The sequence below is a fragment of the Moorena sp. SIO4G3 genome (assembly GCF_010692305.1).
Lineage (GTDB): Bacteria > Cyanobacteriota > Cyanobacteriia > Cyanobacteriales > Coleofasciculaceae > Moorena > Moorena producens_A.
Genome location: NZ_JAAHIG010000215.1, coordinates 1 through 15,606, shown reverse-complemented (window position 1 = coordinate 15,606; position 15,606 = coordinate 1). Strand labels below are relative to the sequence as shown.

Here is a 15,606-nt window from a genome sequence, read left to right as displayed (position 1 = left end):
CCTCTGAGTAATATCGGGCGACCTAAGGAATCAAGTAGTTGTGATCCTTGGGTAGAAAGAGGTAGCTGCATGGTTCTGGCGGTATTGGCTGCATCAACAGGATGGTGAGAAGGCAAGGTTAATTCCATCAGGGATAAAAAGACTAACCCTAAGCCAAGACCAATGATTCGCCAAGGGAGTCTAAATTTGGTTCGCCGGTACTTAGGAAGCCTACTATGCCCAGGCTTGCGCCGTCGAAACTGCCCCAAATGGCTCATGATTGTCAGCAGGATAGTTGATAGGATGCGGGCAACTCGAGATATGTGCCGGAAAAATCTAGACATTGGTTTCTACAACAAAAGAGGTAGAGTTGGTTACAACTAGAGGTGCGCGCCTGTTCGCGCCCCGCGTCGGCTTTGCCGAAAGGTGCGACCCTAGGCCGCGAGGGATTGCTCGCGGCCTTGGAGGCGCGCACCTAAGAAATTGATATTGAGCTTCCCTCACCCTGAGGTGCGACCCGTGATGGCGAGCAATCCCTTGCCATCACGGAAAGCGCACCTTGACTAACTCGAAAAACTAAATTAAGCAACTATATATATATAGGGCAATGGGTAGGTGACGATAGACAATTCCTTAATATCAATACCCAAAACTAGCGCTAATGTCAGTGTATCTCCTCAAAACCGAAACCATACAATTCCCCTGGTTAAAAATCCTGTAATGCTTGATGGGTAAAGCCTAGAGTCGCGCGCACCTATAGGAATTTCTGGGGGGGGATCACACAAACTTCACAAAGTATCTTGAGGTGCGACCCGTGATGGCGAGCAATCCCTCGCGGCCTAGGAGGCGCGCACCTAAGAGATTCCCAACACTAAGCCGGGGTAGGTCATTAAAAAACTCAACAACTTTTGGGGGCATACAGTCAAACCCTTACTGAACAGGGGTTTTAGCTCCATAACCCTTTTTAGTTTTACCCACATCCACCTTCAAAACCCTCGATTTTTCAGGGAGTATTCTGACCTAAATAACCTTTGAATTGTAAATTTCTGATCAATTGTAAAGTTCTCAGGTGATCACTAGGAACTGCAAGTTTCAATCTAGAAGGGGTTGATATACCTGCACTACTTATTCCTACAAATATACCTTAACTACTTATTCCTATAAATATACCTTCACTACTTATTCATGTAAAATTCATAAACTTAGTGAAGGGTTTCATAAAACTTTTATAAAACATGGGATGAGTACGGATTAACTTAAAGAAAAGCCAAAGTATTAAAGGGTGCAGCTACAAAAAACTATTTCTGCCGCTGACCACCAATAAGAAGTTAGCGAAAGACTAAACACTTTACAACTTGATCAAAACTTGGCAAAGTCTTACGTGGCTCAGGTTAAATGGCTGATGCGGCAACTATAGAAGGAAACTACTGATTATGACATCTCCGATTAAACAATTTGTCCTGAAACCAATTGTATTTTCAGCTGCACTGTTTGCCGTCCTAACCATACCACTCGCTTGGTTTGGCTCTAGACCTTTAAATATCCAAGTGCAAGAGGAGCCAGTGTTTGATGGTAAACTAATGGACATAGCTCCACCTTACTTGGGCTTAGCAGCGCTACTAAGTCTGACTGTAGGAACTGCTACAGTGGCCATGACCGGATGGCGCTCCGCTGACCGCAACCGGTCTGATATAGAGGCACAGTTATCGGGTCTTGAGGAAAATCTCAGGAAAAAGGAGGAATTGTTAGAGACACTTCAGCTCTCAGACTCTAGGTTAGACGCTTCTGGACTGAAGGAGTTTACCTCAGAGAAAGACACTTCACTATCTTTGAACGACAACTACCAGCCCATTAGCAATGTTGAGCAAGTCACTTCCGAACCCTTGCTCAAAACCTACCATCCGATTGCCGAAACTGGGTCAGTAACTGAAGCTGTAATAATTACCAATCAAACAGTGGATCATGAACCATCCACTCAATCCCCCACTAAACCCGACTTGGACGTGCGAGCAGCTACGGCTAGGTTTCCATCGGTGCAATCATTTCTAGCCTATGCTCCACCCAATGCTGCTCAGGAGCCACAGATGAAACCAACTCCCCTTAATGGTGATGAGTTTGACCAACTCTACACTAAAGTTCAGCATCTTATGTCTCAGATGGTCACTGTAAAAAAGGCTATGGAAAGACGGTCACCGAAAACCTCACTCGAGTAGTCGTGATCAGATAGCTACCAAAAAAACTTGGTAATGGCTAATTCCTAGATATTGATAGTTAAGTCATATCAAGGGTTAGTCATTATCTTTTCTTACCAGTCAAACCGGAATCTTACCACGTAATTTTTTAATAAAAACCCTAATCACATCAGCTGGATTCTGTCTAGTCTGTTCATAATGTTCATGTGGATTGCTTCAATAATTCTATTGCTTCAATAATTCAAGGTCTAACTCCTAAAGAATCCTCGTCACAAACCATGCAAGCACTGTCAATATCAGTGCTAAATGCCTTGAATGCACCCTTACTATCCACTTACATCATATGCACTGACATCAATTCAGTTCAGAATTCGTCGAAAGCATCGCTACAATGCGGTCGAATCTTTTCCTATTTTGCCAACCTAGCCACAAGGGGAGAACTTGGGCTTCTGCTAATTCTAGTACCAAGGATTGAATTTCTTGGTCAGATGCCTGTCCATAAAGCAGTAGTACTAAGAACCCATTGAGTTGCCGTGCCATTGTTTTAGCTTGAGGTAAGGCATCTATAGCTTCAGTCCAATGGACAGGGAACATCAAATGAAGTGGCTTATCGTCTCCCATGTGGATTAGAGTGGGTTTGAGGAGATTGCAAGTGCCATGAGGCCCCTCGTACCAAGGGCGATGATTTTCTAGGTACGCAGCTTCTGACTTTACCCAAGTATTCATTTTGTACCTCTAAGTTTATTATAGCTCTTATTTTCTTTATGGTAATTGATGAAAAATGGATTCGCTCAAATTATTTGTAGTCTACAACGAACAAATGCTCTTAGGGTTTCCTTTTGAGAATTTATCCAATGGTTGATTCGTTAAAAAAAACATGGATTGGTAGTATTTACTCATTTATGCCATTTTATAATGCTTAAATTAATTTAAAAAAAATCCATAGTTTGCCATTGTTTTTTTAGTTATATATAAGTTATACTTTAGTTAACGAATAATTTAATTTATGGCCAATTTCTATTGATTTATCTTCCCACACCGGTGAGGCTGGAATAACTTACTAGGAAGCGTGTTTTTTAAGTTATTGCTCTGACCAATAGTCAAGATTTAGAGTGACAGTAACCTGGGATGAACGATAAAAATTTCCCTTTACCTTTATCCTTTGGTAAAACTTCATCCTTTCTTGATGCAAAGCGCTCATGGGGGTAACCACGGCAGTCCCTCATAGGGGAAACCCCCCCAGGTCGGCGCTGCCTTCCCAAGGCCGCGCTGCCTCCCCAATACCGTAATGGTGCGTTTGACCCGTAATTAAATTCGCCACGGGTCGCACCTCTGCATCGCTTTTACAATTACGAAAAAATTCGCGCGAAAATTGGCACATTTCCCGCGCCCGGGCCCCACACTTCCCACACTTCCCTTCTTTATTTACAAATATGAGATGCACCTGATAAGCAAAGGACAAGGGCTGATCGAAAAACTTGATCTCAAAAACCCTGGGTTAGGTGGTAACTTCTATTAGTTTTTATGGTTCCTTGAGGAGGAATAGTGGTTTGGCTTAATAAGTATAGCATTTTCAGGTGAAATGAAAACGCTATATACGTTGAGAGCTCCTAATTTATATATAGCGCTAGATTTATGGAGTAATAAAGTGAGCAATGCGATCGCTTTTGGCCATCGCACTCAACGGTTTAAGAGTATCCCCAGTCTCTCGTTCGTTGGCATTACCAATGGATTGTACTACACGGGTTTGGGCCCGAGGATCATGGGTCAAGAGGTAGTTGAGACCGTGCTCAAGGAGGGTAGTTCAATCCAGTGGAGTTTTCAGTTGCTGCTTACCCCTTTGGTCACAGCCAAGTCAGACACCAACACTGGGTTCACATTCAGTAAAATTTGGTATTGTCGATCCCGTAGCGTGGCCTACGGCCAATCCCATAAGCGCGGAAGCTTAGCTTCCGGAGCGTAGCGTGAGCAAAGCTCAATCTTCTTAAATTTGCTGGAGTGCCATAAAAACTATAACTTGATAGGGTGCTATAAAATTATACCAATTCACTAAAACCTTGCTATCTATTATTGCATAAGGAAAAAAAATAATGGAAAAAAGTAAAGCTAAACTATTTTACTTTTTTTTCTCAATTTTGAGTATAGTAAGTTGTAGTATTCATAAGTATTAATTAAGTTAAATGGTACCCACAATTCTGGCTCTCGACTTTGACGGTGTTCTGTGTAACGGACTATTAGAATATTTTCAGACGGCGTGGCGTACATACTGTCAAATTTGGAAACCCGCCAGTGAAACACCATCCGAGAATTTAGCAGCTAGCTTCTACCGCTTACGACCTGTGATCGAAACTGGCTGGGAAATGCCAATATTGATTCACGCGCTGATTCTCGGTATTTCAGAAGACGATATTTTGCAGGATTGGTCAACAGTTTCCCAGTCTATTGTTAATTCCGAGACCTTAGACAGAACCGATACAGCCAAGCAGTTAGACACTATTCGGGATAAATGGATTACTACCGATTTAGATGGTTGGTTGAGTCTACACCAATTTTATCCCGGTGTGATTGAGCGGTTGGATCAAATACTTTCCACAAATACCACACAGGTATATATTGTTTCTACTAAAGAAGGACGCTTCATCAAACAACTATTGCTGCAACAAGGTATTAAATTACCACAAGACAGAATTATTGGCAAGGAGTCCAAACGACCTAAACATCAAACCCTACGACAATTAATGGAAGCTTTCCCAGGGGAAGCCGTAACACTATGGTTTGTGGAAGATCGGTTCAAGAGCCTTAAATCTGTGCAACAGCAGCCAGACCTCAAACCGGTGAAACTCTATCTAGCTGATTGGGGCTACAACACCAAAGCTGAGCAAGAATCTGCTTGTAATGACCCGAGAATTCAGTTGTTGTCTCTTGAGCAATTTTCCCAGGATTTTTCAAATTGGCTCGATTAACTATTAGGTATTAACCCTTAGCTATTAACCCTTAGCTATTAACCCTTCTGGAAGCGAAATTTAGGTTTTGTCAGCATTTCAGGGAACTCTATAACTATCACCTCTGAGATGGTGTTCTCAACCAGGGGTGAAAGGGATTTTGAATAAAACGCTTTTCGGTTAGGGTTTCTATGGGATGCGACACCTAATTTTTAAATTCTGGAACTGGTTACTCAACCTAATTTTTCAGAGAATAATCCTGGTTCTAACGATCATGTTTTGCCTGGGAGTGGGAATTGCCCTCTCAAGCATGTCTCGTCTCTCTATGGATCTAATTGAATCCCACGCACTAGAGTATTCCGCCTTATCCACTCAAGTTATTAATGAGGCACGTAACCTCTACAGTACTGAGGTGGTTAGTCGTGCTAAAACTGTTCATGGGATTACCGTTACCCATGACTACACCACCAAAAAAGGGGCAATTCCTAATCCAGCTACCTATGTGATAGAACTGGGTTCGCGCATCAGTGCCAATGATAGGGGAGCTTTAATCAGGCTGTACAGTGATTATCCATTTCCCAATCGACGAGCCGAAGGGGGTCCGAAAGATGATTTTGAATGGGATGCACTCAAGTTCTTGAGACAATATCCCACTCAGTCATTTTTTCGCCAAGAGCAGATCCAAGGTCGTTCCTCATTTCGATATGCAGAAGCCATCATTATGGAGCCTAGCTGCATTGCTTGTCATAACAGCCATCCGGATAGTCCCAGGATGGACTGGAAAGTAGGAGAGGTCAGAGGTGTTTTGGAAATCATTCAGCCTCTAGATAAATTTGTGGTACATACACAAATGAGTTTGAGGAGTACATTTATCACCTTAGGAGGACTATCTGTGTTGGCACTGTCAGGGCTAATTTTGGTTATCGGTAGATTGCGTCAAACAGCAAAGGAATTAAAAAGACGGGTTAGGGACCGCACGGCTGCTTTGGCTGAAGCTAACCAAGATTTAGAAAAAAGGAATCAAATCATTAGTCAGATTTTTGGGCGTTACCTGAGTAAGGAAGTAGTAGATAAGTTACTAGAAAAACCCGAAGAATTGAAACTGGGAGGCCAGCGCAAAACTCTCACCATACTAACCTCTGATTTAAGAGGATTTACAGCCCTATCAGAACGATTGCTTCCCGAAGAAGTGGTTCAAATCCTCAACCTCTATCTGAAATATATGTCAGAGGTAATTACTAAATACCAAGGAACCATTGATAAGTTCATGGGTGATGGAATTTTGGTTTTATTTGGTGCTCCTACCGCGAGAGAAGACGATACAAAACGGGCAGTTGCTTGTGCTGTGGCGATGCAATTGGCAATGGTTCCTGTCAACGAAACGATGAATGCCTGGGGCTATCCACCTCTAGAAATGGGTATTGGTATCAACACAGGTGATGTTGTGGTGGGCAATATTGGCTCGGAAAAACGCACCGATTACAGTGTAGTAGGTAGCCAAGTAAACTTAACCTATCGCATTGAATCCTATACCATAGGTGGTCAAATTCTGATTTCAGAATCTACCTTTGAACAGGTTAAGTCAATCGTGATAATTCACGGGTACAAACAGGTACAACCGAAAGGGGTTAAACAGCCAATAACTATCTATCAAGTTGTGGGTATTGGTGATAATTACAATCTATTTATACCTAAAGAAGACGAGACGTTTTTTCCCCTTACTAAAACTATCCCACTCACCTACAAAATTTTGGAAGGAAAGCATATCGGCAAAAATCTTTTTCTTGGAAGTTTAATTCAGCTTTCAGCTAAGGGAGGAAAAGTGCGTTCCTACGAGAGACGAAGAGAGGATTTACCAGTAGAGCTCAGTAATATAAGCCTAAATATATTAAATCAATCCCAAGCCGAATATAGTGATGACATCTATGCTAAAGTGACGTCAATTGAGACAGAAAAACTAGGGTTTTATATCCGTTTTACATCCCAACCTCCAGAGGTAAAGAAAAGGCTTGATGCTCTCTACAAGTCGATAAATGATAGAAGTAACCAATCCCCACGGCTAGAAGCCGGGGGCTTTCAGTAGCCCTATACAATATCTGTTAGAAAACAGGATAAGTACGAACCTCCGGGCAGGGTTACACTCTGCCCCAATTGTTTGATCATCATGGAGCCATTAAAGTCGGCATCCCCATTCCATCCACAGGCACCACATTTGTAGCGTTTTCCAGACCGATAAGATTTACCTTTAACTGGATGAATATGTAGGCACTTGTGGCATGTTTGAGAAGTATAACGAGGATCGACAAAGATAACTTTTACCCCAGCCTCTAAAGCCTTGTACCGGATGAATTCCCGAAGTTGATAAAAAGCCCAACTATTAGATCTTCTTCTTTCGGTCTTAGATCTTGGCTGAAGGTTTGTCCTTTCCCTGATCCCTGTCAAATCCTCTAAAGCAATTACCGCTCCTTGAGATTTTGCTAACTCTACTATGGCTTTACTCACGTTGTGGTTAACCCAAGTCTGGAATCGCCTTTCCTTGCCTGATAGCCGTTTCTGAACCTGGCGACATCTGCGTCTACTGCTTCTTGTGCCCTTCGAGGCTTTGTTCTGGATTTGCGATCTGACTCTGGCAAATTTATCCCTGATTTGCGTTATCTGCCTCCCAGAAAAGCTTTGATTTTCACTGGTCACAGCAATATCTGTACGTCCGAGATCAACCCCGATGACTTTCTTTGGTTCTTGGGGTTTAGGAGGCTTGTCTTTTACCTGAATATGAATGTAATACTGACCATCACGATGCTTGCATAATTGGGCTGAGGTAGGTTTTTTGCCTTTGAGTTTTCCGACTTGGTAGTTTCCAATGTGCAAAAGAAACCTTTCCCTGCCACCAACTAAAGTCAAACTAACGGTTTGGTCTTTTTCCCTATAACTAAAAATTCTGGCATCGTAATCAGCACTAGTTGGCTTAAACTCTGATACAGGCTTGTTTTTGTGCTTAGCAGTTTTCCTGTTCGCAGCCACACGCCCACAAACTCTTACCGCTAAGTTAGAACTCAAGCTGTAGGTATCTCTGATGTATTGATAAACCTGAGCTTGTATGGTGTTCTTGCTGGTTATGGATGATTTCACCACAGCATTTGTGTAGGTGCAAGCTTCCGCAAACCCTTTGAGTGTCGCCTCGATCTTCTTGGCTTGATCAGGGGTTGGCTGAATCTTGCAAACTATTGTTAATACTGTGTTTTCCATCTCCAATATTTCACATGTGAGTATCTAGATTTAGTCTACATCAAGATTGCGGGATATTCCGGAAGAATGAAGCGCCAACCGAGGCATTGCCGACGCTACGCGAACAAGGGTATTGAACCCTTGACCTAGTGTCACGCGGGGCGCGTTGACCTAGTGTCACGCTGCGCGAACGGCTGGCTGCGAGGGATAATCCCCCGAGCCCCCTTTTCTCGGTGAATATAAGGCGTCAGGTATCAACAGTTAGCCGTCAGCTAGGGAAAGGCAAGAGGCAAGAGGCAAGAGGCAAGAGGCAAGAAAGTATATAGGGATTTTTGGTAGCGATGCAGCGCCGTCTTGGGGAGGCAGTGCGGTCTTGGGGAGGCAGTCGGCCAAAGGGGGTTTCCCCCACTCGCGCTTTGCCGTGGTTTCCCCCATGAGCAACTGCCGTGGTTTCCCCCACTCGCGCTTTGCATGGCTGACAAGGTCAAGAACTGCATCAAGACAGGAGACTTCGCGGCAGTTGTCAGGAGACAGGAGACAGGAGACAGAAAACAGTAACAATAATTGACGAAAACAGTATCAAAAAAATACTTTTGCAAGAGGTCTAGGGAAGAAAATTTAGATATACCTCACCCATACTAGGAAACCCTATAGTTAGTAGGGTTTTTGCCAGAAACTCCTGATCAGAGTTAACCGTCTTTGTACGAGAAGATTAAAATGATTGTTACACACGACTGGTTATGTTTTACAGTCCCCGAGGTATCCCAAACTTACCTGATCTCACCCATCCTCATGAGTTAATCGAGTTTGGTAGCAAATTACTCACTGTATTGGCAGTGCTGGCGCTATTTATACTTGCTTTAGGAATTGTGATTGCGCTGCTGAGCATTGCCTTGCGCCGTGCCGAGCCAGAGCAAGCAATTTTTGTGGGAGAGTGGGTGGTGCGCTATTCTGCCCTACTGCGGGGATGCCAACACGGGGTGGTGATTTTGGCAATCTTAGTATCAGGTTTCTTTCTGTGTTCAACCTTGGCCAATCGCTACCATCATTGGGAACAGGATCGGGTAGTTCAAGTTGCACACACCGTAGCTGGGTTACGACTAGAACAAGCGGCACCCCAGGTTCGCTATGTGATCGAGGAACCTTATACTTACACTACTACGGTCAAAGGGAAACCTGTCCAGATTGAGGATACTCGCCAAGTCAACCGCTGGCTAGCCCTGAGTAGCTCTGATATTGAGGTCAAGATTGACCAAATTCCTAATCTCCAAGACCGTCGTAATAATTACCGCATTGACTTTGCTGCTGACTACAAAGTCACCAACTCCCTTGCAGAAACAGAGGAGCTATTTTTTGAGGTGAGAAAGCCTTACAGCTACTCGCTGTTGCAAGATTTCCGAGTAGAACGGGAGGGTGAGCGGTTAAAACCCACCAATCCGGGTAACTACAGTTTTCCATTGCGTCTAGAACCGGGTCAATCCACCAGTTTCCGTGTTACCTACCAAGCTCAAGGGGGACCACGGTGGATTTACACAGCTGGTAGAGAATTGGTGTCTAACTTCCGCCTCACAGTACAGACAAATTTTCCTAAAGCTGACTTCGCTAGTGGGATTGCTCCGACTGAGACTAGTGTCGAGGGGAAAACTACAGTGTTTACTTGGAGATTTGACGATAATGTTTCAGTGCTAAACCCCTTTGGAGTATTCACAGCTACTGATCCAGTAAGGAATACAGGGGTGATTCCTCGTCTGCTGTTGTTAGCGCCTGGGTTGTTTCTGTGGTGGTTGCTTCTGCTGTATTTATCTCTACCACTGCACTTACGGAATGTGATGATTGCTGGGGGAATTTTCTTTGCTTGTCTGCTCACCCTGACTTATATGAGCCGAGTGATGAATGCTCAGTTGGCTTGGACTGGTATTTCCTTGGTGTTGCTGGTACTTGTTTGGGGGTTAGGGAAAACCCGTTATACTTCTTCCGCAGCAGTGGTGTGTACGATTGCTGGAGCGATACTACCTGTGTTTGGGTTATTGGTTCCTTACAGTGGTTTGACTTTGAGCCTGGCGGGATTGCTCTCTACAGTATGGTTGGCAGTGAGGAATTGGTATGGTTTGCGGCAATTTAATCTAGCAGATTGAGCTACTGTGGGCGATAAAGGTTATGCGATCGCAAAAGCAAAATTTCCTCAACCAGTTCTCCCCAAGCCCGCTACAGATGTTGAATTTAATCCTAATCGTGGTTTAGTTTAGCAATCATAGGTTGAATTGCCTGGGTGATGACCATGATATTCGTTACAAAACTTTACATAAAATTGTATAAAAATTCAATTTTTGGAGTGATTAATTAGAGTGAGGGCAACCAATAAAGCTTAATGCTCTTGGTAGTCCTAAACCCGTAAGGATGAGTTATAGTCATGAATCAAATACCAGATAGCGGGACTTTGACAAAATCTTGCAATCCAATCACCGATCAACCTAGATGGGGAGGGCGATTCACCTTGGAGGCGTATATCATTAAGTATTCACTTTCAGGCAATTGACCTTTTTCCCTTACCCAGAGAGGTTTTCATCCCAATTCTGGCCGATTACGGCTACACATCAATAGTGGCTCGGACTGAAATTTAAATGCATATTCTGCATATTGCCTTAACACAGAAAGTCCAGTGAAACAGTACCCTTTTGGGTACTGTCAGCATTACCTATTATAAAGGAATAATAGGTAAAGAAGCCGTTACTACCAACTCAATATTGCTTATACATGTAGCAGTTTGCCGCCATCGTAATAGTTTGCGTACCACAACAACCCGCTCATGTGGCAAATGGTGAACTATAACATTCACCTTTAAAGTTTGACCCAGGGAAATGCATTAACTCAGGCTTCCACCCCAATCAAAAAACTAGCTATAGCGTTCAGGTGTGACAAGCAGCCTTGTCAGCCTTCAGTGGTGCTCACTTCATCGGTGCTAAGGTCCTGGCTAGTGCCTAATTCCCATCCCCGGATAATTACAGATTACATCCATTGTGGAGAAAGGGATAAACTATGGAATTTGATCTGATCATTGTTTTTTGGTCATTGTTTTTTGATCAAAGCTTTATGCAAGCTTTATCAAAGCTTTACAGAGTGAAAGGTTTAGTTTAGTTTTCGTGAAAGCGATACCCTTTAGATAACCAATAGTTTAGTGATAAGTACTCGGATCAACGTTTTTAATATTATCTTAATTCTTGTGAATTTTTAGTCCATCGGGTTGGAGCAATGATGGGCATTTTTTAAGGATTGCTTAATGGTAAACCGTTGATTTTGAGCCGACTACTTATATAATCTTTCATGGGAGATAATTCAGCCATTACTACCAAGAGTTAATTCAACTATTCTTGAACTAAGAATTACTTAGAGGATATCTGAAAAGTTTTTTGATACTGAACTTTGCCCCCCTAGCCCCCCAATTCTGGGGGGAACAAGAATCCATTTATTGCTAAAAGTCCCCCAAAATTGGGGGATTTAGGGGGCTTGAATGTAGCAAATGATACTTCTCAGACAACCTCTTACATCGAAGTAAAAACTATCTGTTTTACAACTGTAAGTTGATTGCGTTCGCGTAGCGTGGCCGTAGGCCAATCGCTTAACTCTTGGGGTCTATATTCAGCTAGCTATCAGCTAATGCGCTACGCGCACGCTACGCGAACAGCTAATGCGCTACGCGCACGCTACGCGAACAGCTATCAGCTAAAGGCTGACGGCTGAGGGCTGAAGGCACCTCAAGTAGGGTGGCACAGGCTTCTAGCCTGTGGCCATACCCATAGGCTGACCGCTGAGGGCTGACTGCTGACCGCTGACCGCTGAAGGCACCTCAAGTAGGGTGGCACAGGCTTCTAGCCTGTGGCCATACCCATAGGCTGACCGCTGAGGGCTGACCGCTGACCGCTGACCGCTGATAGCTTACATTCAATGAATGTTAAAAATGCCCAATTTAGAACTGTGGTAAATAGAAAACAGATTGATATGAATAACGCTCAAGATACAGAAGCCAAAATTACTCAAAGTCATTATTTAACAGCCTTCCAACGCAAACTGCTCCAAAAAAGCCTAGAAGAGAATTTACATGAATCCTACCGTCAGCGGATTCAAATTATGTTATTAGCAGATGAGGGCAAATCTCAAACGGAAATTTGTCAAACCTTGGGGTGTTGTGCCGCAACAGTAAGACATTGGATGCATATCGCTCGTAGTGGGATGGCTCACCAATGGCAGGATTGTCCCATTGGTCGCCCCAAGGCAGTCAATGAGGAGTATTTAGACCGTTTGAAAGAACTGATTAACCAGAGTCCCCGGGATTATGGGTATTCCTTTCGCCGCTGGACAGTGAATTGGTTAAACAAACATCTGGCCAAAGAATTGGGGATTGAAGTCAGCAATCGCCACCTACAACGATTGCTCAAAGACATGGGATTATCGACTATACCAACACGGAGAAAGGTTAACTCCCCTAACGAACCGGAAAACGATGGTCACAGCATCTTAATTTCTGACCTGAAATCCGCTAATGGCTCCGAGTCCAATAGTTTTTGGCTATTCAATCCCAGCAACATGGCATGAGATTATGGTTCGACATACATCTACATCTAATCCTAGATCTAATCCACTGATTTCTCCTGAGCAGCTCGCTAATACTCTAGGGCATTCTCTTTCAGAATTAGAAGTATCACGCTGTCTCAAACAAATAAAATATCGCGAGCCAACGGTCGGTCAATTTTGGCAGTCAACAGACGCCGAGGCTGGCATTTATATTGTGATTTCCGGAAAGGTCAGACTGATTAATAGCGCCGGGGAGTTAATTACCAATCTAGAAGCTGGAGCTTCGTTTGGGGAGTGTACTTTCTTTCCAGAAGAGTCTTTTGAGTCCTACTCAGCCAGAGCATCCCTCAAAACCAAGCTCTGTTATCTAACTCCGGAACTGTTATTTCCCCTGATTAGCAAACATCCCCAAATCCGCGAACATTTTTATCGTCAGGCCCAAGGGCAAAATTCCCTGCTGATGCCCTCGGATAGTGCTTTGGGAGAGGGGGAGAAAGGGAGAATAGCGGAAGTAGCGGGAGTGGGACAGAAGAAAGACATCCCCACCTCCGGAGACGAAAAACCCAAGCAAACCATCAGCAAAGCTTACTTTCCTAGCCCTACTCAAAAAGTTGGTCATTTGTGGCAGCGAGTGATCCGGCGCTATCCGTTTTTTGCCCAACAGAGTGGTTCTGACTGCGGTGCTGCCTGTCTGGTGATGATCGGTCGCTATTGGGGGAAACGATTCAGTGTTAACCGCTTGCGAGATATCTCCAATGCTGACCGTAATGGCGCTTCATTGCGGGGACTATCAGCGGCTGCCGAAAGTATTGGCTTTTCCACTCGACCAGTGAAAGCTAGTCTGGATCGACTGGCAAAACAACAGCTACCTGCGATTGTCCACTGGGAAGGAAAACACTTTATTGTTGTTTATGAAATCACCAACAAGCATGTGGTAATTGCTGACCCTGGTATTGGTCAGAAAAGTCTGAGTCACCAGGAATTTAAAGCGAATTGGACTGGTTATACACTGCTACTGGAACCCACAGCAATCCTGAAGGATACCAAAGAAAGTAAGACCTCTTTCTGGCAATTTTTTGAGTTGGTAAAGCCTCACAGTGTCGTGTTGCTGGAGGTGTTTTTTGCTTCCCTGATGATCCAGATATTTGGTCTGATTACACCGATATTTACCCAGATAATATTAGACCGAGTGGTGGTGCAACGGAGCACCCTCACCCTAACCGCTGTGGGGTTAGGATTGCTGATGTTTACTATGTTTCGGGTTGCGATTACCGGGTTGCGGCAATATTTGCTTGACCACACCGCAAATAAAGTAGACCTAGCACTAATTGTGGGGTTTATCAGCCATACATTGCGATTACCTTTAGGTTTCTTTGAGTCTCGTTTTGTGGGTGATATTACCTCCCGGATTCAGGAAAATCGTAAAATTGAGCGGTTTCTTACCGGTGAAGCGTTATCTATCCTGCTAGATTTAGTAACAGTTTTTATCTATGTGGGATTGATGTTTTGGTACAGTTGGAAGATGGCGCTGCTAATTTTAGTAATTGTACCACCCTTTTTCCTGCTAGCGTTGATTTCTACACCCTTTTTAAAACGAATTTCTCGGGAAGTGTTTAATGCGATCGCAAAAGAAAGCAGTTATCTGATTGAAGTGCTTTCTGGTGTCCGCACTGTCAAGTCTACAGCAGTTGAGCAAACGGTACGCTGGCATTGGGAAGAGTTATTAAATAAAGAGGTTAAAACTAACTTTTCTGGGCAAGTGATTAGCAATCGACTCCAGATTTTCAGCAATACCATCGAGGGGTTAGCCACTACCGCACTGCTCTGGTTTGGGGCATGGTTGGTGATTCAAAATCAGCTGACCATTGGGCAATTGGTGGCTTTTAATATGTTGCTGGGTAATGTGATTACCCCTTTCCAGCGGATCACGGTACTGTGGAATGAATTTCAGGAAGTGGTGATTGCTATGGAGCGCATCAATGATGTGCTGGATTACCAACCAGAAGAAGATTTGCACTATCAAGCACGGCAATCATTACCTCAATTGCGCGGTCACATTCGTTTTGATAAGGTCACCTTCCGCTATCACCCAGAAAGTGATACCAATGTCCTGGAAAATCTTAGTTTTGAGGTAAAACCAGGGCAAATGGTCGCCCTAGTGGGGCGCAGTGGTTCCGGGAAAAGCACCATTTCCAAGCTGATGTTGGGGCTGTATCTTCCCTCAGATGGGAAGGTGTTGATTGATGGGCAGGATATCACCAGTCTTTCCTTAGGCTCCTTGCGCCAGCAAATTGGTGTGGTAGATCAAGATACCTTTCTGTTTGGAGGGACAATTCGAGAAAACATCAGTCTGGCTTATCCCTCAGCCACCTTAGACGAAATTATGGCAGCAGCAAAACTGGCCGGTGCTGATGAATTTATCCAAAAATTGCCCATGGGCTATGAAACCGAGATTGGGGAGGGAGGAGGGATGTTGTCTGGGGGACAGCGACAGCGTTTAGCCATTGCTCGCGCCCTCTTGGGAAATCCCCACCTATTAATTTTCGATGAAGCCACCTCCCACCTGGATGCAGAATCCGAGCGGATTATTCAGACCAATCTCAATACTATTCTCAAAAACCGCACCACCCTAGTGATTGCTCACCGTCTTTCTACCGTACGCAAAGCTGACCTGATTTTAGTCCTCGATAGAGGGGTCA

At 44.0% G+C, this 15,606-nt stretch carries 11 protein-coding genes; 6 read left to right on the top strand and 5 right to left on the bottom strand.

Going from position 1 to position 15,606, the window contains the following annotated elements:
• Nucleotides 1-257: hypothetical protein (locus tag F6J99_RS28875; RefSeq protein WP_365974399.1), on the bottom strand; the 257-nt coding region annotated here is incomplete at its 3' end.
• A gap of 1,155 nt (nucleotides 258-1,412) precedes the next feature.
• On the opposite strand from F6J99_RS28875, the gene F6J99_RS28870 reads away from it, so the two are divergent.
• Nucleotides 1,413-2,192, top strand: coding sequence for a hypothetical protein (locus F6J99_RS28870; RefSeq protein ID WP_293117901.1), 780 nt, complete (start codon nucleotides 1,413-1,415; stop codon nucleotides 2,190-2,192).
• A gap of 333 nt (nucleotides 2,193-2,525) precedes the next feature.
• Here the strand turns inward: F6J99_RS28870 and F6J99_RS28865 are convergent, their stop codons facing one another.
• Both F6J99_RS28865 and F6J99_RS28860 read right to left on the bottom strand, forming a co-directional pair.
• Nucleotides 2,526-2,897 (bottom strand): hypothetical protein, encoded by a 372-nt coding sequence (locus F6J99_RS28865; protein ID WP_075899249.1) that lies wholly within the window; start codon nucleotides 2,895-2,897, stop codon nucleotides 2,526-2,528.
• 907 nt (nucleotides 2,898-3,804) lie between these two features.
• Entirely contained in the window at nucleotides 3,805-3,942 is a 138-nt protein-coding gene (locus F6J99_RS28860; protein WP_293117899.1) for a hypothetical protein, read from the bottom strand.
• A gap of 409 nt (nucleotides 3,943-4,351) precedes the next feature.
• Between F6J99_RS28860 and F6J99_RS28855 the strand changes: the two genes are divergently transcribed.
• Together F6J99_RS28855 and F6J99_RS28850 are read left to right on the top strand one after the other, a co-directional pair.
• Nucleotides 4,352-5,134: an HAD family hydrolase gene (locus tag F6J99_RS28855; protein ID WP_293117896.1), complete on the top strand. Its 783-nt coding sequence runs from the start codon at nucleotides 4,352-4,354 to the stop codon at nucleotides 5,132-5,134.
• Nucleotides 5,135-5,387: 253 nt separating this feature from the next.
• A complete protein-coding gene (locus F6J99_RS28850; protein WP_293117894.1) occupies nucleotides 5,388-7,196 on the top strand; it encodes an adenylate/guanylate cyclase domain-containing protein in 1,809 nt (602 codons plus the stop codon).
• A gap of 2 nt (nucleotides 7,197-7,198) precedes the next feature.
• Here the strand turns inward: F6J99_RS28850 and F6J99_RS28845 are convergent, their stop codons facing one another.
• Nucleotides 7,199-8,359 (bottom strand): RNA-guided endonuclease TnpB family protein, encoded by a 1,161-nt coding sequence (locus F6J99_RS28845; protein ID WP_070392761.1) that lies wholly within the window; start codon nucleotides 8,357-8,359, stop codon nucleotides 7,199-7,201.
• 247 nt (nucleotides 8,360-8,606) lie between these two features.
• Nucleotides 8,607-8,798 (bottom strand): hypothetical protein, encoded by a 192-nt coding sequence (locus tag F6J99_RS28840; protein ID WP_293117891.1) that lies wholly within the window; start codon nucleotides 8,796-8,798, stop codon nucleotides 8,607-8,609.
• A 280-nt stretch (nucleotides 8,799-9,078) separates the two neighbouring features.
• Between F6J99_RS28840 and F6J99_RS28835 the strand changes: the two genes are divergently transcribed.
• The 3 genes from F6J99_RS28835 to F6J99_RS28825 form a co-directional block, all read left to right on the top strand.
• Nucleotides 9,079-10,473 carry a hypothetical protein gene (locus F6J99_RS28835; protein ID WP_293117889.1) on the top strand — a complete coding sequence of 465 codons (1,395 nt, stop codon included), beginning with the start codon at nucleotides 9,079-9,081 and terminating at the stop codon, nucleotides 10,471-10,473.
• A gap of 1,861 nt (nucleotides 10,474-12,334) precedes the next feature.
• Complete coding sequence (locus F6J99_RS28830) at nucleotides 12,335-12,928, top strand: helix-turn-helix domain-containing protein (protein WP_070396643.1); 594 nt, start codon at nucleotides 12,335-12,337, stop codon at nucleotides 12,926-12,928.
• Nucleotides 12,929-12,932: 4 nt separating this feature from the next.
• Nucleotides 12,933-15,606: peptidase domain-containing ABC transporter (locus F6J99_RS28825; protein ID WP_293117886.1), on the top strand; the 2,674-nt coding region annotated here is incomplete at its 3' end.

What these genes read in the sequence shown, in the direction of transcription:
- F6J99_RS28850 (WP_293117894.1), top strand. Translation starts at nt 5,388, where the DNA reads ATGTTTTGCCTGGGAGTGGGAATTGCCCTCTCAAGCATGTCTCGTCTC.
- F6J99_RS28870 (WP_293117901.1), top strand. Translation starts at nt 1,413, where the DNA reads ATGACATCTCCGATTAAACAATTTGTCCTGAAACCAATTGTATTTTCA.
- F6J99_RS28865 (WP_075899249.1), bottom strand. Translation starts at nt 2,897, where the DNA reads ATGAATACTTGGGTAAAGTCAGAAGCTGCGTACCTAGAAAATCATCGC.
- F6J99_RS28835 (WP_293117889.1), top strand. Translation starts at nt 9,079, where the DNA reads ATGTTTTACAGTCCCCGAGGTATCCCAAACTTACCTGATCTCACCCAT.
- F6J99_RS28830 (WP_070396643.1), top strand. Translation starts at nt 12,335, where the DNA reads ATGAATAACGCTCAAGATACAGAAGCCAAAATTACTCAAAGTCATTAT.
- F6J99_RS28855 (WP_293117896.1), top strand. Translation starts at nt 4,352, where the DNA reads ATGGTACCCACAATTCTGGCTCTCGACTTTGACGGTGTTCTGTGTAAC.
- F6J99_RS28845 (WP_070392761.1), bottom strand. Translation starts at nt 8,359, where the DNA reads ATGGAAAACACAGTATTAACAATAGTTTGCAAGATTCAGCCAACCCCT.